The organism is Microbacterium sp. NPDC055599, assembly GCF_053618975.1.
In genome coordinates, this window is the sequence record NZ_JBSHIM010000012.1 from 16,447 (window position 1) to 40,614 (window position 24,168).

The 24,168-nt window shown below is 71.1% G+C and carries 21 protein-coding genes; 14 read left to right on the forward strand and 7 right to left on the reverse strand.

What is annotated here, in order from left to right; all coding sequences use genetic code 11:
• The first annotated feature begins 80 nt into the window (after positions 1 to 80).
• Both ACWGQ1_RS12715 and ACWGQ1_RS12720 read left to right on the forward strand, forming a co-directional pair.
• The gene (locus ACWGQ1_RS12715; protein WP_136031254.1) at positions 81 to 308 is read left to right on the forward strand and encodes a hypothetical protein; all 228 of its coding nucleotides are present in this window, start codon (positions 81 to 83) and stop codon (positions 306 to 308) included.
• Positions 309 to 840: 532 nt separating this feature from the next.
• Positions 841 to 1,224 carry a hypothetical protein gene (locus tag ACWGQ1_RS12720; protein ID WP_136031255.1) on the forward strand — a complete coding sequence of 128 codons (384 nt, stop codon included), beginning with the start codon at positions 841 to 843 and terminating at the stop codon, positions 1,222 to 1,224.
• Positions 1,225 to 1,315: 91 nt separating this feature from the next.
• Here ACWGQ1_RS12720 and ACWGQ1_RS12725 read toward each other — a convergent pair whose 3' ends face one another.
• From ACWGQ1_RS12725 to ACWGQ1_RS12735, 3 genes are read right to left on the reverse strand one after another with little or no spacing between them, the layout of a single operon-like run.
• Positions 1,316 to 4,768, reverse strand: coding sequence for an error-prone DNA polymerase (locus ACWGQ1_RS12725; protein WP_206253270.1), 3,453 nt, complete (start codon positions 4,766 to 4,768; stop codon positions 1,316 to 1,318).
• Positions 4,768 to 6,306: a Y-family DNA polymerase gene (locus tag ACWGQ1_RS12730; RefSeq protein ID WP_452313079.1), complete on the reverse strand. Its 1,539-nt coding sequence runs from the start codon at positions 6,304 to 6,306 to the stop codon at positions 4,768 to 4,770. The genes ACWGQ1_RS12725 and ACWGQ1_RS12730 overlap by 1 nt, the downstream gene beginning before the upstream one ends.
• On the reverse strand, positions 6,303 to 7,088 hold the full coding sequence (locus ACWGQ1_RS12735) for a hypothetical protein (protein WP_136035397.1): 786 nt from the start codon (positions 7,086 to 7,088) through the stop codon (positions 6,303 to 6,305). The genes ACWGQ1_RS12730 and ACWGQ1_RS12735 overlap by 4 nt, the downstream gene beginning before the upstream one ends.
• Positions 7,089 to 7,218: 130 nt before the next feature.
• On the opposite strand from ACWGQ1_RS12735, the gene ACWGQ1_RS12740 reads away from it, so the two are divergent.
• The 6 genes from ACWGQ1_RS12740 to ACWGQ1_RS12765 all read left to right on the forward strand — a co-directional run bounded on the left by ACWGQ1_RS12740 (position 7,219) and on the right by ACWGQ1_RS12765 (position 11,610).
• Positions 7,219 to 7,689, forward strand: a complete 471-nt coding sequence (locus ACWGQ1_RS12740; RefSeq protein ID WP_136031262.1) for a prepilin peptidase — start codon at positions 7,219 to 7,221, stop codon at positions 7,687 to 7,689.
• A 48-nt stretch (positions 7,690 to 7,737) separates the two neighbouring features.
• Positions 7,738 to 7,950: a hypothetical protein gene (locus ACWGQ1_RS12745; RefSeq protein WP_046749348.1), complete on the forward strand. Its 213-nt coding sequence runs from the start codon at positions 7,738 to 7,740 to the stop codon at positions 7,948 to 7,950.
• Positions 7,943 to 8,560, forward strand: coding sequence for a CYTH domain-containing protein (locus ACWGQ1_RS12750; RefSeq protein ID WP_136031264.1), 618 nt, complete (start codon positions 7,943 to 7,945; stop codon positions 8,558 to 8,560). The genes ACWGQ1_RS12745 and ACWGQ1_RS12750 overlap by 8 nt, the downstream gene beginning before the upstream one ends.
• Before the next feature lie 62 nt (positions 8,561 to 8,622).
• The gene (locus ACWGQ1_RS12755) at positions 8,623 to 9,783 is read left to right on the forward strand and encodes a type III polyketide synthase (RefSeq protein ID WP_136045486.1); all 1,161 of its coding nucleotides are present in this window, start codon (positions 8,623 to 8,625) and stop codon (positions 9,781 to 9,783) included.
• Complete coding sequence (locus tag ACWGQ1_RS12760) at positions 9,780 to 10,502, forward strand: methyltransferase domain-containing protein (RefSeq protein ID WP_452313080.1); 723 nt, start codon at positions 9,780 to 9,782, stop codon at positions 10,500 to 10,502. The genes ACWGQ1_RS12755 and ACWGQ1_RS12760 overlap by 4 nt, the downstream gene beginning before the upstream one ends.
• Positions 10,489 to 11,610 (forward strand): FAD-dependent monooxygenase, encoded by a 1,122-nt coding sequence (locus tag ACWGQ1_RS12765; protein WP_452313081.1) that lies wholly within the window; start codon positions 10,489 to 10,491, stop codon positions 11,608 to 11,610. The genes ACWGQ1_RS12760 and ACWGQ1_RS12765 overlap by 14 nt, the downstream gene beginning before the upstream one ends.
• Before the next feature lie 51 nt (positions 11,611 to 11,661).
• On the opposite strand, the gene lpdA is transcribed toward ACWGQ1_RS12765, so the two are convergent.
• Both lpdA and ACWGQ1_RS12775 read right to left on the reverse strand, forming a co-directional pair.
• Entirely contained in the window at positions 11,662 to 13,059 is a 1,398-nt protein-coding gene (gene lpdA, locus ACWGQ1_RS12770; RefSeq protein ID WP_136031272.1) for a dihydrolipoyl dehydrogenase, read from the reverse strand.
• 9 nt (positions 13,060 to 13,068) lie between these two features.
• Complete coding sequence (locus ACWGQ1_RS12775) at positions 13,069 to 13,719, reverse strand: copper resistance CopC family protein (RefSeq protein ID WP_247981865.1); 651 nt, start codon at positions 13,717 to 13,719, stop codon at positions 13,069 to 13,071.
• Positions 13,720 to 13,819: 100 nt separating this feature from the next.
• Between ACWGQ1_RS12775 and ACWGQ1_RS12780 the strand changes: the two genes are divergently transcribed.
• The 3 genes from ACWGQ1_RS12780 (at position 13,820) to ACWGQ1_RS12790 (ending at position 15,636) form a co-directional block, all read left to right on the forward strand.
• Complete coding sequence (locus ACWGQ1_RS12780) at positions 13,820 to 14,305, forward strand: FHA domain-containing protein (RefSeq protein WP_136031276.1); 486 nt, start codon at positions 13,820 to 13,822, stop codon at positions 14,303 to 14,305.
• Positions 14,305 to 14,991, forward strand: a complete 687-nt coding sequence (gene ftsR / locus ACWGQ1_RS12785) for a transcriptional regulator FtsR (RefSeq protein ID WP_136031278.1) — start codon at positions 14,305 to 14,307, stop codon at positions 14,989 to 14,991. Before ACWGQ1_RS12780 ends, ftsR begins: the two co-directional genes overlap by 1 nt.
• A 99-nt stretch (positions 14,992 to 15,090) precedes the next feature.
• Positions 15,091 to 15,636, forward strand: coding sequence for a MerR family transcriptional regulator (locus ACWGQ1_RS12790; RefSeq protein ID WP_136045639.1), 546 nt, complete (start codon positions 15,091 to 15,093; stop codon positions 15,634 to 15,636).
• A 71-nt stretch (positions 15,637 to 15,707) separates the two neighbouring features.
• Here the strand turns inward: ACWGQ1_RS12790 and ACWGQ1_RS12795 are convergent, their stop codons facing one another.
• Entirely contained in the window at positions 15,708 to 16,520 is an 813-nt protein-coding gene (locus tag ACWGQ1_RS12795; protein WP_136031283.1) for a ParA family protein, read from the reverse strand.
• 93 nt (positions 16,521 to 16,613) lie between these two features.
• Between ACWGQ1_RS12795 and ACWGQ1_RS12800 the strand changes: the two genes are divergently transcribed.
• The 3 genes from ACWGQ1_RS12800 to def all read left to right on the forward strand — a co-directional run bounded on the left by ACWGQ1_RS12800 (position 16,614) and on the right by def (position 22,228).
• A complete protein-coding gene (locus ACWGQ1_RS12800; protein WP_136031285.1) occupies positions 16,614 to 20,021 on the forward strand; it encodes a pyruvate carboxylase in 3,408 nt (1,135 codons plus the stop codon).
• A gap of 66 nt (positions 20,022 to 20,087) precedes the next feature.
• Positions 20,088 to 21,737, forward strand: coding sequence for a nucleotide-binding protein (locus tag ACWGQ1_RS12805; RefSeq protein WP_452313082.1), 1,650 nt, complete (start codon positions 20,088 to 20,090; stop codon positions 21,735 to 21,737).
• Positions 21,737 to 22,228, forward strand: a complete 492-nt coding sequence (gene def, locus ACWGQ1_RS12810) for a peptide deformylase (protein WP_136045638.1) — start codon at positions 21,737 to 21,739, stop codon at positions 22,226 to 22,228. Before ACWGQ1_RS12805 ends, def begins: the two co-directional genes overlap by 1 nt.
• Before the next feature lie 54 nt (positions 22,229 to 22,282).
• On the opposite strand, the gene ACWGQ1_RS12815 is transcribed toward def, so the two are convergent.
• Positions 22,283 to 24,115: an AMP-dependent synthetase/ligase gene (locus ACWGQ1_RS12815; RefSeq protein ID WP_136045637.1), complete on the reverse strand. Its 1,833-nt coding sequence runs from the start codon at positions 24,113 to 24,115 to the stop codon at positions 22,283 to 22,285.
• Positions 24,116 to 24,168: the final 53 nt, after the last annotated feature.

Genomic DNA, 24,168 nt, shown 5'->3' on the forward strand with positions numbered 1-24,168 from the left:
CGTGCGTGGCCGTCAAGCCCCTTGCCGCTGGCCGACGGGCGTTACAGGGTGGGAGCATCCGCCGAACGAGAGGAGACGCGATGTCCCTGAGCGACCAGCCGATCGACGAGGTCAAGCCGGAAGCCGACCTGCAGGAGCAGGAGCGGCCCGATCTGGAGGTGCCGGACGACCCGGAGGTGACGACGACCGGTGAGCCGGACGTGCACTCGGTCGAGGCCGACCCGGCCGATGCGGCCGAGCAGCGGCACGAGGTGCCACTGGACGACGACGATCTCGACGACGCCGACGCCGACGACGACGTGCTGTAGGGCGATGCGGCACGCGCGGCGTCCCCCGGGTGCGCGCGGTGAGCGGGCGCCGAGTCTGTGGAACGCGCCGGTGGGACGAGAGGCACCGCGGGAGCGATGAAGGCCCCGCGGGTGCCTCCCGTCCGACGCGGGGTGCGAGTCGTTCGGAACACGGTCGTCATGGGGGGCGACGCTAGCCCCGCGGCGGCGTGTGCGGGCCGGGGTTGACCGCGGCCCTGTCGACGGCTAGTTGGGGACGGCTGACGGGCGAGGATGTGGGGTGCCGTGGCGCGGGGTATGCCCTCTCGACCGGACCGCCCCAGCACGGTGCTGTCGAGAGGGCTCACCGTCCTTCCCGGACGGTTGGGGAGGCGGCGAAACTTCCGCTGCTCTCGACGGCTGATTCCCCAGTTCCTCAGCCTGTAGCCCCCGCTACGAAGAGCAGAATATCGCTTAATCGCCGTGTCCGCCATTTGGGGGACAAAGAAAGTTGCGAAGAGGTTTTCGCCCGGGGTGTCTGTCGGGTCCGGTGGCGGTTTCGTAGGGTGGGGGAATGGACAGGATGCTCGTGTTCGCCGGTCAGGTCGCGCTCCCGCTCGGGCATCGGATCGAGGTGACCGAGCACGATGAGGGAGAGGGCCGAGAGCCGATCGTGCTGGCGGTGGTCGACCTCGACACGGGGATCCGGTACCGGCGCGGCGAGGCGGCGCGCGGCGCGCTCTCGCGCTGGATCGGACGGGTTCTGGAGTGCACGGTCACGGTCAGCGGCGGCGTGACGCGCACGGCGCTGCTCGTGGACCCCGTCGGGCCTGCGGCGAGCGAGGCCGGGGTCGCGCTGCGGGGAGCGGATGCGGCGGTGGAGGCGGCGAAGGCGGAGGCCGACCGCTGGGGTGGCACCGACCGCCCGCCGGCCGAGGAGCCCGAGCGCTTCTGGTGACGCACGCGGGCCGCGCGGGGCCGGGGCGGGTGCCTGGTGCGGTCGGCGGACGTCCTTCGCTTCTGAGGGGCCTGCGCTGTCGGTGCCCGGGTCATCGGAAGTCCCGCGATCGGTGGGCCACGCCGGTCTGCAGATCCTCGAAGGCGTCGGCGAGCACGTTGACCACACCCTCGGGTGAGCGTTCGAGGATGCCGCGGATGATGAGTGCCGGCGACTCGCGGGCGATCCGGCCGAAGCGGCCCCAGACACCGGTGGAGCAGATCACGTTCACCAGACCGCTCTCGTCTTCGAGGTTCACGAAGGTGACCCCGGCTGCTGTCGCCGGTCGCTGTCGGTGGGTGACCAGCCCGGCGACCTCGATGCGTCGTCCCGTCTCGTGCTTCTGCAGATCGGCCGCGGTCAGCACCCCGCGGGTCTGGAGGGCTGCGCGGAAGTGTGCCATGGGGTGGTCGTCCGTCGAAATGCCCGTGGCCCAGAGGTCGGCCGAGAGCCGCTCGTAACTCGTCTGGTCGGCGAACAGGGGCGGCTGCACAGCCACGGTCGTCCCCGGCAGGAAGCGGGAGCGGTCGTCGGCCGCGGCCCCGGCGAGCCAGATCGCCTCCCGCCGTTCGAGGCCGAGGCACGCGAAGGCGCCGGCGGTGGCGAGGGCTTCCAGCTGCGCCGCCGTCGCATCGGTCCGCCGCACCAGGTCGTGGAGATCGCGATAGGGGCCGTGGGCCTCACGCTCGGCGACGATCCGTTCCGCCAGCGGCACGCCGATGCCGCGGATGCCGCTGAGCCCGAGTCGCACCGCGAACCGCCCGTCCCTGCGGTGTGCCGCCGACTCGTCCGGCGCGCTCCGGTCGAAGCGCAGGACTTCCGGTTGCGGATCCGCCAGGCAGCTCTCCCTGCCCGTGGGCCCGGTGCCGCCGTCCGCGGCGACGGGTTCGAGCAGCTCGGTGGCCCCGGACAGGTGCAGATCGGGGCGGCGCACCTCCACCCCGTGCCGGCGGGCATCCGCCGTGAGTGTCGCGGGGGAGTAGAACCCCATCGGCTGCGACCGCAGCAGCCCGGCGAGGAAGGCCGCCGGGTAGTGCAGCTTCAGCCAGGAGCTCGCGTAGACGAGGAGCGCGAACGACAGCGAGTGCGACTCGGCGAAACCGAAGTTCGAGAACGCCTGGATCTGCGCGTAGATGCGGTCGGCGTCGTCGTCCACGAGTCCTCGCCTGGCCATCCCCGCGTAGAGCTTGCCCCGCACCTTCTCGATCTTCTCCAGCCCTCGTTTGGACCCCATCGCCCGCCGCAGCAGGTCCGCCTCGTCGGCCGTGCAGTCGCCCACCGCCGTGGCCATCTGGATCAGCTGCTCCTGGAAGATGGGGATCCCCAGGGTGCGCTTCAGGATGTCCTCCAGGTCGCTGTGCGGGTAGGGGATCGGGAAGTCCACCGGCGCCTCGCCCCTGGCCTCCCGCTCCCTGTTCTCCTCGTCCGTCCGGTCCTTCGCCATCTTGCGCCGCACGAACGGATGCACCGCGCCACCCTGGATGGGTCCGGGGCGGATCAGGGCGATCTGGATCGCGAGGTCGTAGAAGCGGCGGGGCTGCAGGCGGGGCAGCAGGCCGATCTGCGCTCGGGACTCGACCTGGAAGACGCCGATCGAGTCGGCGCGGCACAGCATGTCGTACACCCCGGCCTCCTCCTTCGGCAGGGTCTCCAGCGTCCATTCCTCGCCGGTGGCCTCGCGCACGAGGTCGAAGCAGTGCTGCAGGGCCGCGAGCATGCCGAGGCCGAGCAGGTCGAACTTCACCAGCCCCATGAAGGCGGCGTCGTCCTTGTCCCACTGGATGACCGTCCTGTCCTCCATGCGGGCGTGCTCCACCGGGACCACCTCGCCGACCGGGCGCGCGGTGAGCACCATGCCGCCGGAATGGATCCCCAGGTGACGGGGGGCCTTGAGCAGCTCGGCGGCGTAGTCGAGCACGGTGTCCGGGATGTCGTGGCCCTCGACGGGTTCGAGCCCCGACCCCCACCCGTCGACCTGCCGTGACCACGAGTCCTGCTGGCCCGGCGAGTACCCCAGGGCCCTGGCCATGTCGCGGACCGCGTTCTTCGGCCGGTACTGGATGACGTTCGCCACCTGGGCCGCCCGCTCTCTTCCGTACTCGCGGTACACCCACTGGATGATCTCCTCCCGGCGCCGCGAGTCGAAGTCCACGTCGATGTCGGGCTCCTCCGTGCGCGTGGTGGCGAGGAACCGCTCGAACGGCAGCCGGTAGAGGATCGGGTCGACCGCGGTGATGCCCAGCAGGTAGCACACCGCGCTCGCCGCAGCGGAGCCTCGCCCCTGGCAGAGGATCCCGCGGCGACGGGCCTCGGCGACGATGCCGTGCACGATCAGGAAGTAGCCGGGGAAGTCCTTCTCCTCGATCACGTCGAGCTCGCGCTCGATGCGGCGGTGGCCGTCGGCGTCCAGCCGGGGGTACTTCGTCGGCACCGCCGCCCACACCAGGTGTCGCAGCCAGCTCATGGGCGTGTGGCCCGGCGGCACGTCCTGCCGAGGGAGGGCCGGGCGTGCCATGCGCAGCGGGAAGGCGGAGGCGGCGGCGATCTCCAGCCCGTGTGAGATCGCTCCGGGGTAGCGCGCGAAACGTGCCGTCATCTCGGCCCCGCTGCGCAGGTGGGCTCCGCCGTGCGCGGGCAGCCAGCCGTCGAGCTCGTCCATGCTGCGCACCGCCCTGACCGCGGCCACGGCCTCCGCGAGGGGAGCCTGCATCGGCCTGGCGTAGTGCACGTTGTTGGTCGCCACGACCGGCAGGCGCATCCGCCGCGCGAGGTCGGCGAGAGCGTCGTTGCGCCGTGTGTCCAGGGGCTCTCCGTGGTCGAAGAGCTCGACGGCCACGCTGTCGCTGCCGAACAGGTCGACGAGTCGTCGGAGCGGGGTGGCGGCGTCGCCGGCGTCGAGCCCTCGCCGGACCGCGCCCTTGCGGCAGCCGGTCAGGATCGTCCAGTGTCCGTCCGCGCGGGCGGCCAGGTCGTCGAGGTCGTACACGGGGCGTCCCTTCTCCCCGCCCCGCAGCTGGGCGGCGGTGATCGCCCCGGACAGCCGGTGGTAGCCCTCCATGCCGCGGGCGAGCACGAGCAGATGCTCGCCGGGCGGGTCGGCGGCGCCCTGCGGGGCGAGCGGCAGGTCGAGCGACAGTTCGGCTCCGAACACGGTCTGCAGCTGCACCTCCATGTGCTCCGCGAGCTCGGCGAAGCGCGCGGCGCCGTAGAACCCGTCGTGGTCCGTGAGGGCGAGTGCGCTCAGGCCCAGGCGTTCGGCTTCGGCCAGAAGGTCTTCGGGGGAGGAGGCGCCGTCGAGGAAGGAGTAGGAGGAGTGCGCGTGCAGCTCGGCGTAGGGCACGGCGTCGTCCGGCCGCTTCGGCAGGGCGGGAGGGAGGCGCTTGCGGCGTCGGCTCACGGGTCCGGGGTCCGCTCGTCGCCCGGGGGTCGCGGACGGCGGGGCCGGATCGCCGCTGAGGGTGCGCTCGAGCTGATCCCAGCTCAGCGGCGGGTTGTGCCATCCCATCAGCGATACCTCCCTTCAGCCCACCAGCGCTCGCCGGCATGGAAGACGAGCCAGGCGCGGTCGCGGTCGTCGACGATCTGGAGCCGATGCCCCCGCTTGCCGCCCCCCGGAGTCCACCGGCGTTCCTGCACCGGCCACGGCCCCGCCCAGGCCTGCACTCCGGCACCGTCGATGCGGGCGGGGTCGTTCGACAGCGCCCCGCGGTCGTCCACCGTGAGGACGCTCCCATCGACCCCGACGACGCCGACCGGGCGGGGAGGGCGGAAGACCTCGGACGGCAGCGGATCGGGGAGGCTGCCCGGCCAGGGCGACCCGGGGTCCCGCGGGGGCACCACTCGTTCGCCCCACGGGGTGAGCACCTGACGGTCGGCCAGCCAGCGCCCACCCGACACGGCCGCCGTGACCACGCCCTGGTGTCCGAGCATGGTCTGCACCCGGGAGACCGCGTGGTGCAGGCGCTCGTCGGTGCCCGATCCGAAGAGGCCGGGCTGATGGTGTGCCGCGTCGTCCACGGCGACGGGGAGGATGCGGACCGCCGCGATGCCGCCGAACGCCCTCGCCTCGTCCACGGGTTCCTTCGCGGTCAGCGCCGCCAGGGACTCCAGCTGCCAGCGCACCCGGTCGACGAGGTCGGAGGCGTCGAAGCACGTCGGGTGCAGCCAGGTGCGGGAGAAGACCTCGCCGCCATCGTCCGTCAGATCGATCCGCACCTCGGTGCAGACGACGGAGGCATCGGCGAGGGCGAGCAGTACGGCGTCGGCCGTCTGCCGCACGGCGAAGGCCACCTGGTCGGCGCCGCCCAGGGGGGTGTCGAACTCGATGCTCCGCGCCAGCTCGGGGTCGGGCGGGCGCGGGGTCAGCGGGCGGGAGTCGGCGCCGGAGGCGAGTGCGTGCATCCGGGCTCCCTGTTCGCCGAAACGGTCGCGCACGTCGAGCGGGTCGAGGGCGGTGAACGCGCCGAGGGTGCGCACCCCGAGTCGCAGGAGGAGCCCGCTGAGCTGCTCGTCGCGGAGCACCTGGACGGGGTACGGTGCCAGGAAATCCCGGGAGGCGCCGGGCGGGACGACCGTGCAGGGGGCCGTTCCCCGTGCGGCGATCTCGGCCGTGAAGGGACCGTCGGCGACCCCGATGCGCACCTCGGGGTAGCCGGCGTCGGCCAGGATCGCGGAGAGCGCCGCCGCCGCCTCCGCCTCGCCCCCGTGGTAGCGCGAGATTCCCCTGGCTCGCAGGATCGCGAGGCCCGGGCGCAGGAGCGTGACCCCGGGGGCGTGTCTCTCGATGACCTGCAGCACCGGGGCGAAGGCCCGTTCGTCCTTCCCCGGGTCGTGCGGGAGGACCCGGAGCGAGGAGAGGAGTCCCTGGGCGACGCGGCGACGTTGGCCGATGCGGACGCCGTGCGCTCGGGCCGAGGCGGTGCACGCGACGACCGTGTTCGCCTGCACCAGGGCCGTGGGCGGATGCGGCTGCCCGCCACCCAGGGCCGCCCGCAGGGGCCAGTCCGGGAACCACAGCACGAGGACGCGGAGGGGAGCGTTCATCCTGCCTCCGCCCAGAAGAGGAGCTCCGACGGGGCGGAGGTGCCCGACGCCTCCGGTTCGACGGAGAGCGGGGGCAGGGCGGTCAGCTCGGCCACCGCCGTCTCGACGGCACCGTGTCCGCCGGGGAGCCGCACCCGCACACTCGAGGCGCGCGGGCTGTGCCTGGTCCGGGCGGTGACCGTCACCGTGCAATCGGAGAGCAGGCCCCACCCCTCTCCGAGCCCGTGCCAGTCGGGGTCGTGCAGGCGGATGGTGCCCTCGCTCTGCGCCCACCGCCCCGCGCCCGGTTCCTCGGCGACCAGCAGGGTGGAGCCGCGGTCGCGCAGTCGAGCACTCAGCCGTGCGACATCCGCATCCCGGGCCCTCGACTCCGGCTGGACGACGATCAGCGGCACCACTTCGGCGAGGGCGGAGGTCACTGCGAGCCAGCGGTCTCCGGGAGACGGGACGAGGATGAGCCTGGTCAGGTCGATGCCGTAGGCGGCGGCGGCCTCCACCCCGAGGGTCGGCATGCCGATCACCGCGCACCAGTGCCCTTTGCCCGAGGCGGCACTGAGCAGCGCCAGCACGAGGGCCGGGGAGGGGGAGACCGTGTAGGAGGTGCCGGTCTGGAGTCCCTCCTCGGGTAGCAGCGCAGCGAAGGCGGGGTCGAGGGGGAGCAGGGTGTGCTCGCTGCGCCGCCGCTGCATCCGGCTGATCTCGCGGCGCAGCCGCAGCACCTCTCCGGCGCGGTTGTCGCTGGTCGGAGAGAGCGCGGTCATCGCATCGAGCCCGATCCCCATGCATCCATCCTCGAAGATATGTACGAATAAAGCAAGTGACGTGAACGACGCTAATTCGTACATCGGACATCCGCGAAACCCTGTCCACAGGGGGTCATCGGCGCGCATGCTGCTCGCCTAGCCTGCCCGGATGGATCTCCGACTCGCCCTCATCGGCCTGGTGCACGGCGCCCTCCTCGGCGTCGGCGGATGGCTGGTCGTGATCGACGCCCGCACGCACCGTCTCCCCAACCGCATCGTGCTGCCCACGCTCGCCGCCCTGCTCCTGCTCGTCACCGTGGATGCCGTCGCGACGGGTCGGCCCGAGCCGATGATCCGTGCCCTGCTCGGCGGCGTCCTGCTCGGTGGCTTCTACCTGGTGCTGCGCGCGATCAGTCGCGCCGGCATGGGCGGGGGAGACGTCAAGCTCGCGGCGGTCATCGGGCTGCTGCTCGCGTGGCACGGCTGGACGGCGCTCGCGCTCGGCGCGGCGTCCGCGTTCGTCCTCGGAGCCCTGTACGCGCTCGTGCTGATGGCGCTGCGGCGCGCCGACCGGGCGACCAGGATCGCGTTCGGACCGTGGATGATCGCGGGAGCCGTCCTCGGCGTCCTGCTCGGCTGAGCGGCCGGGCGCCGCGCGGATGGGGGAGGTCGGGTCTACTCTGGGCACATGGCACTCGCACGACTCCACGGCGGCCCGCTGGACGGGCAGATCATCCCCCTCGGCGATGCGGACGACAAGCTGATCGTCCCCTACAGCGAGACGCAGGTGGTGTACAACCGCCGCGGCGAGCCGCAGAACACGGGCGAGGGCGACGGCCCGACCGAGGTCGACTACTGGTTCGAGGAGTCGCTCGAAGACCTCACGCTCGAGGATGACTGAGCCCTCCCGCACGGTCGAGGTCGAGCGCACGTACGACGTCGACGACGACACTCCGCTCCCGCGGTGGGAGGCGATCCCGGGGGTCGATGCCGTGTCGTCCGGTGAGCACCGTGCCCTGGACGCGCACTATCTCGACACCGACGACGGCGCCCTCGCGCGCTCGGGCGTCGCGCTGCGTCGCCGCACGGGCGGCCCGGACGAGGGCTGGCACGTGAAGGGGCCGCGGCAGGGCGACGGACGCCTGGAGCTGGGGTGGCCGCTCGGCGACACCGGAGAGACCGTTCCCGCCGTGGTCGTCGAGGCGATCTCCGGCTGGACGACGGCGCCGCTGACCCCCCTCGCGCGCATCGAGAACGACCGCACGGCCTACCTGCTCACGGGGCCGCGCGGCGTCGTGGCGGAGTTCGTGGACGATCGCGTCCGTGCGACCGACGTCCGCCGTGGCACGCGCCGCGCGTGGCGTGAGTGGGAGGTGGAGCTCGGTCCCGCCGCTCCCGCCGATGAGGCAGGACGCGCAGCCCTGTTCGCCGCGGTCGAGGGCGTGGTGCGTGCGGCCGGCGCCCGTGAGGCGTCCTCCGAGTCGAAGCTCGCCAGAGCGCTCGGGTTCTAGGCGCGCGACGGCCACGACGCAACCCCTTTTCCCCGGAGCTCGCCGGGTGGTTGAGTGGGCCCATGAGCCGACCGCCTGTGCTTCGATCGCTGCAGACGATCGTCCCCGAGACCGTTCTCGTGCAGGAGCAGGTGCGTGAGGTCTTCGCCGCCCAGCCCGGTCTCGGTCGGCTGGCTCAGCGCATCGTGTCGACCTCGTTCCGCGTGTCGGGGATCGACACACGGCACACCGTGATCGATGAACTCGCCGAGGGGGCGGAGCCGGACGAGCCGCTGTTCTACGACCGCCGCTCCGGTCGACTGCTCGCACCGGGCACGAAAGCACGCAACGACTACTACACGCGGGAGGCCTCGCGGCTCTTCGTCGAGGCCGCCCGTCGCGCGCTCGACGCGGATCCCGACGTGACCGCCGCCGATGTCACGCACGTGATCACGGTGTCGTGCACGGGCTTCCACGCACCGGGACCGGAGTACGAGATCGTGCGGGGGCTCGGCCTGTCTGATGCGGTCCAGCGCTATCACCTGGGCTTCATGGGCTGTTACGCCTCCATGCCGGCGCTGCGGGCCGCTGCTCAGTTCTGCGCGGCCGATGAGAACGCGGTCGTGCTGGTCGTGAGCGTGGAGCTCTGCACCCTGCACCTGCGCTCCTCGGAGGATCCGGACACGATCGTGGCCTCCTCGCTCTTCGCCGACGGCGCTGCAGCGGGCGTCGTCACCGCGCGCGACCTCCCCTCGTCCGTTCCCGCGCTCCGCCTCGACGGCTTCCACACCGCGATCGTCCCGGAGGGCGTGGACGACATGGCCTGGACGATCGGCGACTCGGGGTTCGAGATGATCCTGTCGACCGCGGTGCCGCAGATCATCGGCGCGTCCATCATCGGGGCGCTGGGCCCGCTCTACTCCCGGGAGGACGGCCTCGCGGAGGCGTTCGCCGCCGGACGGGTGGGTGAACAGGTGCGGCACTGGGCGATCCATCCCGGCGGGCGGAGCATCCTCGACAGGGTGCAGGAGCGGATGGCGCTGAGCGACGCACAGCTGCGACCAGCGCGCGAGACGCTGCGCGAGTACGGCAACATGTCGAGTGCGACCGTGTTGTTCGTGCTGAAGCGGATCCTGGAGCGCGAGGGGGCCGAGCCGGGCGACCGCGTGGCGGCGATGGCGTTCGGCCCCGGTCTCACGGCGGAGAGCGCGCTGCTGACCGTGGTCGCCCCGGCGGCTTCATGAGCGTGGATCTCCGGGTCCGCGCGACCGACGTGCGGGAGCTGATGGACGACCCGCAGGCCGATGAGGAGATGCTCGGTCGCACGTACCAGCGGTTCGGTGCCGTGAACGCGGTGGTCTCCCGGCCCGGACGCCTCTACCGTCAGGACATCCGCCCGCGCGCGGCCGCCCGCCGGATCCGCATCCTGGACATCGGTTCGGGCGGCGGGGATCTGTGCCGCCTTCTCGTGCGGCGGCTGCGGCGGGACGGGCTCGAGGCTGACGTCACGGCGCTGGATGCGGATGAGCGCGCGATCCGGTGGGCGTCAGCGCACGACGCGGGGCTGGGCGTCCGCTACCGGTGTGCGCTGTCGTCCGAGCTGGTCGAGAAGGGCGATCGGTACGACGTGGTGCTGTCGAATCACGTGCTGCATCACCTGGATGCCGGGGAGTTCGACGCGGTGCTGCGCGACTCGCAGGCCCTCGCCGCTCCGGGCGGGCTGGTCTCGCATCACGACATCGCGCGCGGCCGCCTGGCCTACACGGCTTTTGCGGGTGCCACGTGGCCGCTCTCCCGCACACTGCTCGCCGGTTCCTTCATCCGCGTGGACGGTCTGCGCAGTATCCGGCGCTCGTACACCGCGCGGGAGCTCGCCGCACTGGCGCCGTCGGGATGGAGCGTGCGCAGTCGTCTTCCCGCGCGACTGGAGCTGCGGTGGGAGGCGCCGCGTGCCGGAACATGACGTGCTCGTGGTCGGCGGCGGCCCCGTCGGGCTGCTCGTGGCGTGCCTGCTGGCACAGGACGGTCGGCGGGTGCGCGTGCACGAGCAGCGCGCGGAGCCCGGACGGCGGACGCGCGCGATCGGCATCCACCGTCCGGGGCTCGACGCCCTCGACGCGGCAGGGGTGGGCACAGCAGTGCGAGCGGAGGCGCTGCGACTGACGGGCGGCGAGGTGCGCAGCAGGGGGCGGCGCCTCGCGTCACTGGACTTCACCGCGGACCGACCCGTCTACACACTGCCGCAGCCGCGGACGGAGGGGCTGCTGCGGGAGAGGTTGCAGCGTCTGCAGGGGGATGCGCTGGGCCTGGGCTCGACCGTCCGCTCGGTGCGCGATGACGGCACGGTCGTGCGGGTGGGCGTCGACGGCACCGACGGGCGGCGCGAGGAGACGGCGTCGATGGTCGTGGTCGCCGACGGTGTGCGCAGTCGTCTGCGTCGCGCGTTCGGGGTGGGCTGGGCGCGCCGACCGGGGCGGGCGCGCTACGCGATGCTCGACGTGGAGGCGCCGACGACCGACGACCGCGCGGTGCTGTTCTTCGAGCCGGACGGCCTCGTGGAGTCGTTCCCCCTCCCCGGCGGCCGTCGGCGGTGGGTGGTGCGCGAGGGTCAGGGTGGTCCGGCGGCGTCCGCGGCCGAGCTCGCGGCGGTCATCGCGGCGCGCACCGGGCAGCGGCCGGTCGTGGACGACCGCGCCACGGTGTCGTCCTTCGTCGCCGCGCAGCATGTGGCGGAGCGGGTGCACCGGGGGCGCGTGGTGCTCCTGGGCGATGCGGCGCACGAGGTGAGCCCGATCGGGGGTCAGGGCATGAACCTCGGCTGGACGGCTGCGCTCCGGCTTGCCGCCGTCCTGCGCGACACCGAGCCGGGCGACAGGCCCGACCTCGACGCCTTCGCCCGTCGCACGCGGACGGCCGCCGCGCGGGCCCAGCGGCGCTCGGCGTTCTTCATGGCGATGGGCGCCCCCGCGCCGGTGCCGGTCGTCGCAGGCCGGGAGTCCCTGGTCCGCACGCTCGGCTCACCGGCGCTGCGCGCATGGACGACCGGCCTCCTCACGATGCACGGTCTCTGACGCACGAAGGCCCGGTCCGTGAGAGCGGACCGGGCCTTCGTGTGCGTGCGATCAGAAGTTGATCATGTGGCCGGCGAGGCCGTGGAAGCCCTCCTGCAGGGCCTCCGACAGCGTCGGGTGCGTGTGCACGTTGCGTGCCAGCTCGAGCGCCGTGAGGTCCCACTTCTGGGCGAGCGTGAGCTCGGGCAGCAGCTCCGACACGTCGGGGCCGATCATGTGCGCACCGATGAGCTCGAGGTGCTCGGCGTCGGCGATGAGCTTGACGAAGCCGACCGGCTCGCCGAGGCCGTGCGCCTTGCCGTTGGCCATGAACGGGAACGTCGCGACCTTGATCTCGCGCCCCTCGTCCTTCGCCTGCTGCTCGGTGAGCCCGAACGACGCGACCTGCGGCGAGCAGAACGTCGCGCGCGGCATCATTCGGTAGTCGCCCAGGGTCATCGTCTCCGCGCCGCCGATGGTCTCGGCCGCGACCACGCCCTGCGCCTCGGCCACGTGGGCGAGCTGCAGCTTGGCCGTCACGTCGCCGATGGCGTAGATGCCCTCGACGTTGGTGCGCATGTGGTCGTCGATGTCGATCGCGCCGCGCTCGGTGAGCTTCACGCCCGTGTTCTCGAGCCCGAAGCCCTCGACGTTCGGGGCGAACCCGACCGACATGAGCACCTTGTCGGCCTCGATCGAGCTCTGCTGGCCATCCTTGCCCGTGTACGACACGGTGACGGACGAGCCGTTGTCGACGACCGACTCGACCTTGGTGGAGGTGAGGATGTCGACGCCGTAGTTCTTGTACTGCTTCGTGATCTCCTTCGACACATCGGCGTCCTCGTTGGGGAGCGCACGGTCGAGGAACTCGATGATCGTGACCTTCACGCCGTAGTTCGTCATCACGTAGGCGAACTCCATGCCGATCGCGCCGGCGCCGACGATCACGATGGACTTCGGCAGCTCACGGGAGAGGATCTGCTCCTCGTACGTCACCACGTTGTCGCTCAGCTGCACGCCCGGAAGCAGACGCACCTTGGAGCCCGTCGCGATGATCGCGTTGTCGAACGTGACCTCTTCGGTCGTGCCGTCGGCCTTGGCCACCGAGATGGCCTTCGGGCCGGTGAACGTGCCGCGCCCGTCGTACTCGGTCACCTTGTTCTTCTTCATGAGGAAGTGGATGCCCTTGACGCGCCCGTCGGCCACGACGCGGCTGCGGTCGAACGCCTTGCCGTAGTCGATGGTGAAGTCGCCGGAGATGCCGAAGAAGTCGGCCTTGTGCTTCAGAGTGTGCGCGAGCTCCGCGTTCTTCAGGAGCGCCTTGGAGGGGATGCAGCCGACGTTGAGGCACACACCACCCCAGTACTTCTCCTCGATGATCGCGGTGGACAGGCCGAGCTGTGCGCTGCGAACCGCAGCGACGTATCCGCCAGGACCTGCACCAAGGATGACGACGTCGTAGTGTGGCATGCCTTAAGCCTATCGCTCGGTGGGGGCGTCGGAATCGGACGGAGCGGTGCCGCCGCGACGGCGCATCGTCAGCCACACGGCGACGCCGATCACGATCAGGACGGCGAGGACCACGAGCACCCAGATCCACGCCGATGCGCCCGCGTCGTCGGGTGCCGTCGGGGCGGGGGATGCGGGCGTCGGGGTCTGGTCGGTCGGGGCCGCGGTGGCGGGAGCGGTGGTCGCGGGGGCGGTGGTCGGCGCGTCGGTCGCTGCCTCGTCGCCGGCGGTGACCGTGAAGGAGAACTCGCCGGAGGTGGGATGACCGTCGCTGGACACGACCTTCCACACCACGTGATAGGCGCCGGCGGGGCCGCTGCCGCTGAGCGGCTGCGTGACGATCGCGCCGTCCACGGTCGCCGGCCCTTCGGTGACCGTCGCGCCGGAGGGGTCGGTCACGACCACCTCGGTCGCGCCCTCGCCGTCGATCAGCTTCGCGCTGAAGGTGAGGGTGAGCTCGGAGGGAACCGTCTCGACCGAGGAGTCCGCTGCGGGCGACGACGACACCAGGGCGTCGTGTGCCGAGGCGGAGAGGGGGGAGAAGAGCACGAGGAAGGCGGCGAGGAGGGCCGCGGCGAGGGCGATCGGGGTGGCCGGGTGGCGCAGGGCTTTGGTCTTCACCCCTCCACCCTATGAATCACCGGTATGCGACGGCTGAGTGCGAAAGCGACCTCCCCGGGGGCCTGCGGCATCCGTTAGTCTGGACAGTCAGGAGGGCACAGTGACAGACAGCGACAGCCGACCGGCCGGTGAAGCCGCCATCCATCGCTCCGGCGACCAGAAGCACGATGTGACGCAGACGTTCGGACACGATTCCGACCTGTCGTTCGTGCCGTTCGGCGTGGAGTTGACAGATGTCGAGCAGTCGGCCATCTCGGCGCTGCCCTCCGGCTCGGCTTTGCTGCTGGTCCGTTCGGGCGCCCTGGCCGGGGCACGCTACCTGCTCGACACCGACGTGACCACCGTCGGCCGCCACCCCGAGGCCGACATCTTCTTCGATGACGTGACCGTGTCTCGTCGGCACGCGGAGATCACGCGCAACGGCGCCGCGTTCGAGATCATCGACCAGCGGTCGCTCAACGGCACCTACGTGAACGGGGAGCGCGTCGACCGCAGCACGCTCACCGACGGTGCCGAGCTCCGTGTCGGCAAGTTCCGGCTGAACTTCTTCGCCTCGCCCCTCGATCGTCCGGCGGCGAACGCCTGATGGCGGCGACTTCCGCCCGCGAACGCTCGTCGTCCGCGGGCCTGCTGAGTATCGGTCAGGTGCTCGCTCGCCTCACGCCGGAGTTCCCCGACCTGACCTCCAGCAAGCTGCGGTTCCTCGAGGTGCAGGGCATCGTGCGCCCGTCGCGCACCGAGTCGGGGTACCGCAAGTTCTCCACCGCCGACATCGAGCGGCTGCGCCTCGGGCTCACGCTCCAGCGCGACCACTACCTTCCACTGAGCGTGATCCGCGAGCAGCTCGATCAGGCCGAGGCGACCGGCGATGCCGCTGCCCTCGTGCCGCCGCCGTCGATCTCACCCGCGCCGCGTCGCTACCGCCGCGATGAGCTCCTCGCTGCCGCCGGCGCCGGCCCGCAGCTGCTCAACGACGCCATCAGCACCGGCGTCATCACCGCGCAGGAGACCTATCCGGAGAACACGGTGGCGCTCCTGCGGGGACTCGTGGCGCTCGACCGGCACGGCATCGAGCCGCGTCACCTGCGTTCGCTGCGCCAAGGGGCGGAGCGGGAGGTGTCGCTGATCGAGTCGGCACTGTCGACACTGCTCCGACGCACCGACGCGCCGTCGCGCGCGCGAGCGAGCGAACTGGCTCCGGAGCTCGCGTCACGGATCGACGACGTGCGGGCACTGTTCGTGAAGGACGCGCTGTCGCGCATCCTTTCGTAACGAACTGATTGCGACACACCTTCGGCCCCGCGCGGATGTCGTTGCCGGTGCCGGGGCACTGCTCTACCGTGGAGATAACCGTTCCAGGGAGGATTTCAGATGAATGCGGATGAGCTCGCAGGCGACCCGCGGTTCGTGACCGAACTCCTCTTCACCGACGGTCTCCCGGCCATGGACGACGAGGTCGGCTACCGCGGCGCCGTGGCCGCTCGCGCCGCCGGCATCACGTATCGCCAGCTCGACTACTGGGCCCGCACCGAGCTCGTCGTGCCCACCGTCCGTGGCGCCAGTGGCTCCGGATCGCAGCGTCTGTACGGCTTCCGTGACATCCTCGTCCTCAAGCTCGTCAAGAGCCTGCTCGACACCGGCATCTCCCTGCAGCAGATCCGCACCGCGGTGGAGGAGCTGCGCCGGGCCGGTATCCGCGACCTCGCGGGAACCACCCTCATGAGCGACGGCGCCTCGGTCTACCTCTGCACGTCCAACGACGAGGTCATCGACCTGGTCAGTCGCGGGCAGGGCGTGTTCGGCATCGCCGTCGGCAAGGTGCTCCGCGAGGTGGAGTCGACACTCGTCGCATTCGACCCGACCGTACCGGACCCCGTCGACGAACTGTCGGCCCGCCGGGCGAAGCGCACCGCCTGAGCGGCGCCCCGCACGCCAACGAAGAACGGCCACCCTCGAAGAGGATGGCCGTTTCGTCGTTCGTGCGTGCGTCAGCTCTGCGGACCGCTCTCCGGGACGGGGATCCGTCCGGTGCGGATGATGCGGTCGAGCAGCTGATCGAAGTCGGCCGCAAGCTCCTGTGCGGAGTCGCCCGGCCAGATGTGCAGCGGCTTCGCCGCGCCCTGCGCCTGCTGCAGCGACGTGCGCTCGGGCAGCTGGGGGGAGAGCACGAGGGGACCGAACATGTCGCGCAGCTCCTTGATGCGGAACTGGTGCTCGATGGACTGCGGGCGCACGCGGTTCACCACGATGCCGAGCGGCTGGAGGCGAGGCGACAGGCCGCGACGGATCTCTTCGATGGCGCGCAGCGCGCGGTCGGCCGCCGCCACGGAGAAGAGCCCGGGCTCGGTCACCACCATCACGCGGTCGCTCGCCGCCCATGCGGTGCGGGTCAGCGCGTTCAGCGACGGGGCGCAGTCGATGAGCACGAGGTCGTAGTCGGCCTCCACGGCCGCCAGCGCCTCCTCGAGCTTCCAGACGTCGCGGACGCTCGGGTGCGGTCCGTCGAAGTTGATGGCGGACGGGCTGCCGATCAGCACGTCGATGGTCCCGGGGTGGACCTTGGCCCAGCCGCTGGAGGTGATCGCCTGACGGACGGTCTTCTCCTTAGGGTTGGCCAGGACGTCGGCGACGTTGAGTCGCCCGGCGACCTGGATGTCCATCCCGGTGGAGACGTCGGACTGCGGATCGAGGTCGACGACGAGCGTCCGGACGCCCCGAGCGAAAGCCGCGGAGGCCAGCCCGAGTGTCACGGTCGTCTTGCCGACGCCCCCCTTGAGAGAGCTGACGCTGAGTACGTGCACGGACACCACGTTACCTTCCCCTAGGCTGGGGGAACACTCAGCCCCGCCCATGCGTGTGCGTCGACGCCGCGCATCGAGCTCTCAGAGGTGTGCATGTTCCAGAAGATCCTTGTGGCGAATCGCGGCGAGATCGCGATCCGGGCATTCCGAGCGGCAGTGGAGGTCGGGGCCCGCACCGTCGCGGTCTTCCCCCATGAAGATCGCGGTTCGGTGCACCGGCTGAAGGCCGACGAGGCGTACGAGATCGGTGAACGCGGCCACCCCGTCCGCGCCTACCTGGACGTCGACGAGATCATCCGCGTCGCCCGCGAGTCGGGCGCCGACGCGATCTACCCCGGCTACGGCTTCCTGTCCGAGAACCCGGAGCTGGCGGAGAAGGCTGCCGCGAACGGCATCGTCTTCATCGGGCCGCCCGCGAAGGTCCTGGAGATGGCGGGCAACAAGGTCGAGGCCAAGCGCCACGCGATCGAGGCCGGGGTGCCGGTGCTCCGATCGACCGAGGCCTCCGACGATGTCGACGCCCTGGTGGCGCAAGCGGAGGACATCGGGTTCCCGCTGTTCGCCAAGGCGGTCGCGGGTGGCGGCGGTCGTGGCATGCGGCGCGTCGAGACCCTGGGCGACCTCGCTCCGGCGCTGGCCGAGGCGATGCGTGAGGCCGGCAGCGCCTTCGGCGACCCCCGCATGTTCCTGGAGCAGGCCGTCGTGCGGCCACGCCACATCGAGGTGCAGATCCTGGCGGACAAGACGGGCGAGACCGTGCATCTGTTCGAGCGCGACTGCTCGGTGCAGCGACGCCATCAGAAGGTCGTCGAGATCGCCCCCGCGCCGAACCTCGACGACGACGTCCGGCACGCTCTGCACGGGTACGCCGTGGCCTTCGCACGCTCGATCGGCTATGAGAACGCCGGCACGGTGGAGTTCCTTCTGGAGACCGCGGGGGAGCGGGCCGGGGAGGTCGTGTTCATCGAGATGAACCCGCGCATCCAGGTCGAGCACACCGTGACGGAGGAGGTCACCGACGTCGACCTCGTGCAGAGCCAGCTGCGCATCGCCGCCGGCCAGACCCTGGCCGAGCTCGGTCTGCAACAGGAGAACCTGCACCTGCGCGGTGCGGCGCTCCAGTGCCGCATCACGACGGAGGACCCGACGCAGGGCTTCCGTCCCGACACCGGGAAGATCACCACCTACCGTTCGCCCGGTGGTGCGGGGATCCGGCTCGACGGGGGAACCGTGCACCAGGGCGCGCAGATCAGCCCGCACTTCGACTCGATGCTGGCGAAGCTCACCTGCCGCGGCCGCGACTTCCCCGCGGCGGTGGCCCGTGCCCGTCGCGCGCTCGCGGAGTTCCGCATCCGCGGGGTGTCGACCAACATCCCGTTCCTGCAGGCGCTGCTCGACGACGCCGCGTTCGTTCGTGGCGACGTCAGTACCTCCTTCATCGACGAGCGCCCCGAGCTCCTGCGCGGACGCGTGTCGAAGGACCGTGGCACCAAGATCCTCAACTGGCTCGTCGACGTCACGGTCAACAAGCCGCACGGCGCGCATCCCGGGGTCGTCGACCCGGTGACGAAGCTCCCCGTGATCGACCTCGCCGCGACGCCGCCGTCCGGGTCGAGACAGCGTCTGCTCGACCTCGGCCCCGAGGGGTTCGCCCGCAGCCTCCGTGCACAGACGGCGCTCGCGATCACCGACACCACCTTCCGTGACGCGCACCAGTCGCTGCTGGCCACCCGGGTGCGCACGAAGGACCTCGTCGCCGCGGCGCCCTACCTCGCCCGGCTCACGCCCGAGCTGCTGTCGGTCGAGGCCTGGGGCGGTGCGACCTACGACGTCGCGCTGCGGTTCCTCGGCGAAGACCCGTGGGAGCGCCTCGACAAGCTGCGTGCCGCCCTGCCCAACGTGGCGATCCAGATGCTGTTGCGAGGACGCAACACGGTCGGCTACACCCCGTACCCGACCGCGGTGACACAGGCGTTCGTGGCGGAGGCGGCGGCGAGCGGCGTCGACATCTTCCGCATCTTCGACGCCCTGAACGACGTCGAGCAGATGCGTCCGGCGATCGAGGCGGTGCGCAGCACGGGCACGGCCGTCGCGGAGGTCGCGCTGTGCTACACCGGCGACCTGCTCGACCCGGCGGAGGAGCTCTACACCCTCGACTACTACCTCGGCCTGGCGGATCAGATCGTCGCCGCGGGTGCCCACATCCTCGCGATCAAGGACATGGCGGGCCTGCTGCGACCGGCGGCCGCGGCGAAGCTCGTGACGGCGCTGCGCGATCGTTTCGACCTCCCCGTGCACCTGCACACCCACGACACCCCGGGCGGGCAGCTGGCGACGCTCCTCGCGGCCAGCGCGGCGGGCGTCGATGCGGTCGATGCGGCTTCCGCACCGCTGTCGGGAACCACGAGCCAGCCGTCGCTGTCGTCGCTGGTGGCCGCGCTCGCGCACACCGAGCGCGACAGCGGGCTGTCGCTCGCGGCGGTCTCCGATCTCGAGCCGTACTGGGAGGCCGTGCGGCGGCAGTATGCGCCGTTCGAGTCCGGGCTGCCGGGACCCACGGGGCGGGTCTACCACCACGAGATCCCGGGCGGTCAGCTGTCGAACCTGCGACAGCAGGCGAAGGCTCTGGGACTGGCGGACGACTTCGAGCTCATCGAGGACATGTACGCCGCCGCCGACCGGATCCTCGGACGCGTGCCGAAGGTGACCCCCTCCTCGAAGGTCGTCGGAGATCTCGCTCTGCATCTCGCCGCGGTGAAGGCCGATCCCGCCGACTTCGAAGCGAACCCGGAGAAGTACGACGTGCCGGACTCCGTCGTCGGCTTCATGGCAGGCGAGCTCGGTGACCTGCCGGGCGGGTGGCCCGAGCCGTTCCGTTCCAAGGTGCTCGCCGGGCGATCGGTGCGTGCGGGGCTGACGGCCCTCACCGCCGAGGACGAGGCGGATCTCGCCGGATCGAGCGAGCAGCGCCGTTCACGACTGAACACGCTGCTGTTCCCGGCGCCGACCGCCGAATTCCGTGAGCGCCGCGAGCTGTTCGGCGATCTGTCCGTGCTCGACACGAGCGACTACCTGTACGGGCTCGTTCCCGGGCAGGAGCACCTGATCGAGATCGACCGCGGTGTGCAGCTGTACGTCGGGCTCGAGGCGATCGGCGATGCCGACGACAGAGGCATGCGCACCGTGATGACGACGCTGAACGGTCAGCTCCGTCCGGTGTTCGTCCGCGACCGCTCCGTGGCGGTCGACGCGCACGAGGTGGAGAAGGCCGACACGTCCGTCCCCGGTCAGGTCGCGGCGCCGTTCTCCGGAGTGGTCACGCTCAAGGTCGAGGTCGGTGCGGCCGTCAGGGCCGGGGAACCGGTGGCATCGATCGAGGCGATGAAGATGGAGGCGGCCATCACCGCCCCCGTCGACGGCGTGATCGAGCGGCTTGCCATCGCCGAGACCCAGCAGGTCGACGCGGGTGATCTTTTGGTCGTCATCCGTCCGTCGCACTAATCTTGTGCGGGCGAGGCCGCGCACTGCGTTGCGCACCCGAGGCCCCGCACAGGCTTGGAGTGACACGTGACCACGAAGAAGACAGGCGACCCTGACGAGATTCCGCTGGGGGTGCTGGACGACACCGGGTCGATCGACACGGCGGGCATCGGCATCCTCGGCGGGACCGCCCAGGTGCGGGTGACGCTGCCGATCGAGGAGGACGACGACCTCGTCGATGACGGTGTCGTGGACGGCGAGGTGGTGGGCGACCTCATCATCGACGACGTCGCGGTCGAGGGCGCCCCTGTTCCGATCGCCGCTGCGGCGATCACGATCAGCTCGACGCCCGTGACTCCGCCGGTGGAAGAGGCGACGGCGGCGTCGCCGGTGTCGTCCGATACGCCGCCGCCCGCCCCGGCGCCGGAGAAGCCGATCGTGAAAGCCGCGATCGACGAGGGGGCTCAGCGACCCGCCGGGTCCGAGACCGATGCGGTGCGGGAGGTGATCGTGCTCGACGACTCGTCCGCGGGTGACGAGCCCGGCTCGGACGACGTCTCGTCCCCGCACGCCGAGGAGGAGGCGGCCGCCGCCCGCTTCCTCGCGAAGGCTGGTGCGGATGCGGGGGCTGCTGCCTCCCCGTCCTCCGTCTCGCCAGGTCCATCGCCCCGGAAGGAGCCACGGATGTCCACGTCCGACAGCCGATCCGTCACCCCGTCGCCGGTGCAGCCCGCACCCGCCGCCGAGGTCACCCTCGCCTCGAAGCGCCTCGGGGAGCTCAGCGAGTCCGCGCGTGAGTCCGCCGATCTGCTGACGGCCGACCGTCTGCTCGACCCGCACCACGTCACCAAGCCCGAGCCGGAGGGCGGCTGGAGCCACTTCCTCTATACGGTGTCCGGTCGGCGGATCAACATCGGTGACAGCCGACGGGCCCGCGAACGCAAGGCGCTCACGGCGCGCATCGGCGCGCCGCTGACGGGCGGTGCGCGCTTCATCCCCGTGCTGTCCCGCAAGGGCGGCGTGGGCAAGACCACCATCACCGCGCTTCTCGGCATGGCTCTCGCCGATGCCCGCGAGGACCGCGTGATCGCGGTGGACGCGAACCCGGATCGCGGCACCCTCGCCGACCGGGTCGTCCGTCCGCAGCACGGCAAGTCCGTGCGCGATCTCGTGCGTATCCGTGACGAGGTGCGCGGCTACCACGACATCTCCGCGATCGTGGCTCGTGACGCGACCAGGCTCGACGTGCTCGCGTCCGACGCCGACCCGCACGTGGCCGAGGCCTTCAGCGACACCGACTACCGCGATGTCGCCGCGGTCGCCGCGCACTACTACTCGCTCGTCCTCACCGACACCGGTACCGGCATCGTGCACTCGGTGATGTCGGCCACGCTCGATCTCGCCGATCAGCTCGTGATCGTGTCGGGTCTCAGCGTCGACGAGGCACGCCTCGCGTCCGAGACGCTCACGTGGCTGGAGACCAACGGCTACACCGAGCAGGCGCGCAACGCGATCGTGGTGCTCAACCAGTCCACGCCGGGCAGCCCGCTCGTGCGCCTCAACGAGCTGCAGGCCCACTTCGCCACCCGGGTGCGCAGCGTGGTGCGGGTCCCGTACGACCCGCAGATCGCGGGCGGAGGGAGCATCGTGTTCGCGAACCTGCAGCCGGAGACCCGCACGGCCGCGCGGGAGCTCGCCGCCCTGCTCGTCGAGGGCCTGCGGGCGAAGGCCGCCTGATGGCCGTCCGCGAGATCCGCATCTTCGGCGACCCGGTCCTGCGAACGGTGTGCGCTCCGATCGATGAGATCGACGACGGCGTCCGCGCCCTGGTGGCCGACCTCGTCGACACGGTCGCGCTCCCCGGACGGGCCGGTGTGGCCGCGAACCAGATCGGCGTCGCCGTCCGGGCGTTCAGCTACAACATCGACGGCGACATCGGCTACGTCCTCAATCCTGTGCTGACCGAGGTCCGCGGGGAACCCCAGCCCACGGGGGAGGGGTGCCTGTCCGTGCCGGGCTTATGGCACGACGCGCAGCGCCATCCGTGGGCCAGGGTCGAGGGCATCGATCTCGACGGGCAGCCTGTGGTGCTCGAGGGCGAAGGGCTGTTGGCCCAGGCGCTCCAGCACGAGACGGACCACCTCGACGGCAAGCTCTTCCTCACCCGGCTCGACCCGGAGACGCGCAAGGTCGCGATGCGGCAGGTGCGCGAGAGCTCCTGGTTCTAGCCGCATGAAGAAGGGCCCCGCCGCGGCGGGGCCCTTCTGCGACTGAGGTGCCGCTCAGCCGCCGATGGCGACGTTGGTGGTGGCGACCGGCTCGTCGTAGATCGCGGAGATCTCGTCGGCGAAGTCGTTCATGATGACGTTGCGCTTGATGGAGAGCTTCGGGGTGAGGTGGCCGGAGGCCTCCGTCCACTCCGAGTCGAGGATCGTGAACTTGCGGATCGACTCGGCCCGCGAGACCCGCTGGTTGGCCGCGTCCACCGCGCGCTGCACCTCGGCGCGCACCGCCGGGTTGGTGGAGGCGTCGGCGAGCGACATCTTCTCGTCCAGTCCGTTGTTGGCGAGCCAGGTGGGCAGCATCTCGGGGTCGAGGGTCACGAGCGCGGAGATGAACGGGCGCTGATCGCCGACGACGACCACCTGGCCGACGATCGGGTTCGCGCGGATGGGATCCTCGAGTGCGGCGGGTGCGACGTTCTTGCCGCCGGCGGTGACGATGATCTCCTTCTTCCGGCCGGTGATGGTGAGGAAGCCCTCGGAGTCGAAGCTGCCGATGTCGCCGGTGTGGAACCAGCCGCCCTCGCTGAAGGCTTCGGCGGTGGCCTCCGGGTTGTTCCAGTACTCCTTGAAGACGTTGATGCCGCGGACCTCGATCTCGCCGTCGTCCGCAAGCCGGATGCCGACGCCGGGAAGGGCGGGGCCGACGGTGCCGATCTTGGACTTGTCCGCGAGGTTCACGGTGGCCGGTGCCGTGGTCTCGGTGAGGCCGTAGCCCTCGAGGATGACGACGCCGAGGCTGTGGAAGAAGTGGCCGAGGCGGGCGCCGAGGGGAGCCGAGCCCGACACCGCGTAGACCACGTTGCCGCCCATGGCCTCGCGCAGCTTGCTGTAGACCAGCTTGTTGAAGAGCGCGAACTTGAGCTTCATGCCGAACGGGATCTTCTTGCCCTCTTCGAGGAGGCGCGAGTGCTCGATCGCGACGTCGGCGGCTGCGCGGAAGATCTTGCCCTTGCCGCCCGCTTCGGCCTTCTGCTCCGCCGAGTTGTAGACCTTCTCGAACACGCGCGGGACGGCGAGGAGGAACGTGGGCTTGAACGAGCCGAGTGCCGGCAGCAGCTGGCGCGTGTCCGGCTGATGACCCGTGCGCACGCCGGCGTGGATGTTGAGGATCGAGATGAAGCGTGCGAACACGTGCGCGGTGGTGATGAACAGCAGCGTGGAGGAGCCGGGCGTCTGCACGACCTCGTCGAGCGCCTTCGCGGCGTTGCGGGACAGCTCGACGAAGTTGCTGTGGGTGAGCACACACCCCTTGGGGCGCCCGGTCGAGCCGGAGGTGTAGATGAGGGTGGCGATGTCCGAGGCGACGGCGAGGGTGCGGCGGCGGTCGATCTCCTCGTCGGAGACGGACGCTCCCTGCGCGGTGAGGGTGTCGATCGCGCCGAGGTGCAGCTGCCAGACCTCGCGCAGCAGGGGCAGGTCGCTGCGCACCTCGTCGACGCGTGCGAAGTGCTCGGGAGACTCGACGATGAGCGCGATCGCACCGGAGTCCTCCAGGATCCACTGGATCTGGGAGGGGGAGCTGGTCTCGTAGATGGGGACCATCACCGCGCCGGCGTAGAACAGGGCGAAGTCGACCAGCGTCCACTCGTAGGTCGTCCTGGCGAGGAAGCCGACCTTCTCGCCGGGCTGGATGCCGGCGGCCGCGAAGCCCTTCGCCAGGGCGATGACCGCGGTCTGGAAGTCGGCGGCGGAGATGTCGCGCCACCCGTCGCCCTGGGGGACGGAGAAGAGGGGGCGGTCGGGCGTGGCGCGCACGCGCTCCGCGAGAAGGTCGGCGACGTTCGCGTCGGGATCGGCGGGGACGATCGCGGGGACTTCAAACTGGACCACGGCAGCTCCTTCGGTACCGGTCGGGCACGGGCGTTGGTCCGAGTCTAGGGCAT

Excerpts from the sequence above, each read along its gene's own strand:
- ACWGQ1_RS12715 (WP_136031254.1), top strand. The coding sequence starts at position 81 with ATGTCCCTGAGCGACCAGCCGATCGACGAGGTCAAGCCGGAAGCCGAC.
- ACWGQ1_RS12720 (WP_136031255.1), top strand. The coding sequence starts at position 841 with ATGGACAGGATGCTCGTGTTCGCCGGTCAGGTCGCGCTCCCGCTCGGG.
- ACWGQ1_RS12725 (WP_206253270.1), bottom strand. The coding sequence starts at position 4,768 with ATGGGATGGCACAACCCGCCGCTGAGCTGGGATCAGCTCGAGCGCACC.
- ACWGQ1_RS12730 (WP_452313079.1), bottom strand. The coding sequence starts at position 6,306 with ATGAACGCTCCCCTCCGCGTCCTCGTGCTGTGGTTCCCGGACTGGCCC.
- ACWGQ1_RS12735 (WP_136035397.1), bottom strand. The coding sequence starts at position 7,088 with ATGGGGATCGGGCTCGATGCGATGACCGCGCTCTCTCCGACCAGCGAC.
- ACWGQ1_RS12740 (WP_136031262.1), top strand. The coding sequence starts at position 7,219 with ATGGATCTCCGACTCGCCCTCATCGGCCTGGTGCACGGCGCCCTCCTC.
- ACWGQ1_RS12745 (WP_046749348.1), top strand. The coding sequence starts at position 7,738 with ATGGCACTCGCACGACTCCACGGCGGCCCGCTGGACGGGCAGATCATC.
- ACWGQ1_RS12750 (WP_136031264.1), top strand. The coding sequence starts at position 7,943 with ATGACTGAGCCCTCCCGCACGGTCGAGGTCGAGCGCACGTACGACGTC.
- ACWGQ1_RS12755 (WP_136045486.1), top strand. The coding sequence starts at position 8,623 with ATGAGCCGACCGCCTGTGCTTCGATCGCTGCAGACGATCGTCCCCGAG.
- ACWGQ1_RS12760 (WP_452313080.1), top strand. The coding sequence starts at position 9,780 with ATGAGCGTGGATCTCCGGGTCCGCGCGACCGACGTGCGGGAGCTGATG.
- lpdA (WP_136031272.1), bottom strand. The coding sequence starts at position 13,059 with ATGCCACACTACGACGTCGTCATCCTTGGTGCAGGTCCTGGCGGATAC.
- ftsR (WP_136031278.1), top strand. The coding sequence starts at position 14,305 with ATGGCGGCGACTTCCGCCCGCGAACGCTCGTCGTCCGCGGGCCTGCTG.
- ACWGQ1_RS12790 (WP_136045639.1), top strand. The coding sequence starts at position 15,091 with ATGAATGCGGATGAGCTCGCAGGCGACCCGCGGTTCGTGACCGAACTC.
- ACWGQ1_RS12800 (WP_136031285.1), top strand. The coding sequence starts at position 16,614 with ATGTTCCAGAAGATCCTTGTGGCGAATCGCGGCGAGATCGCGATCCGG.
- def (WP_136045638.1), top strand. The coding sequence starts at position 21,737 with ATGGCCGTCCGCGAGATCCGCATCTTCGGCGACCCGGTCCTGCGAACG.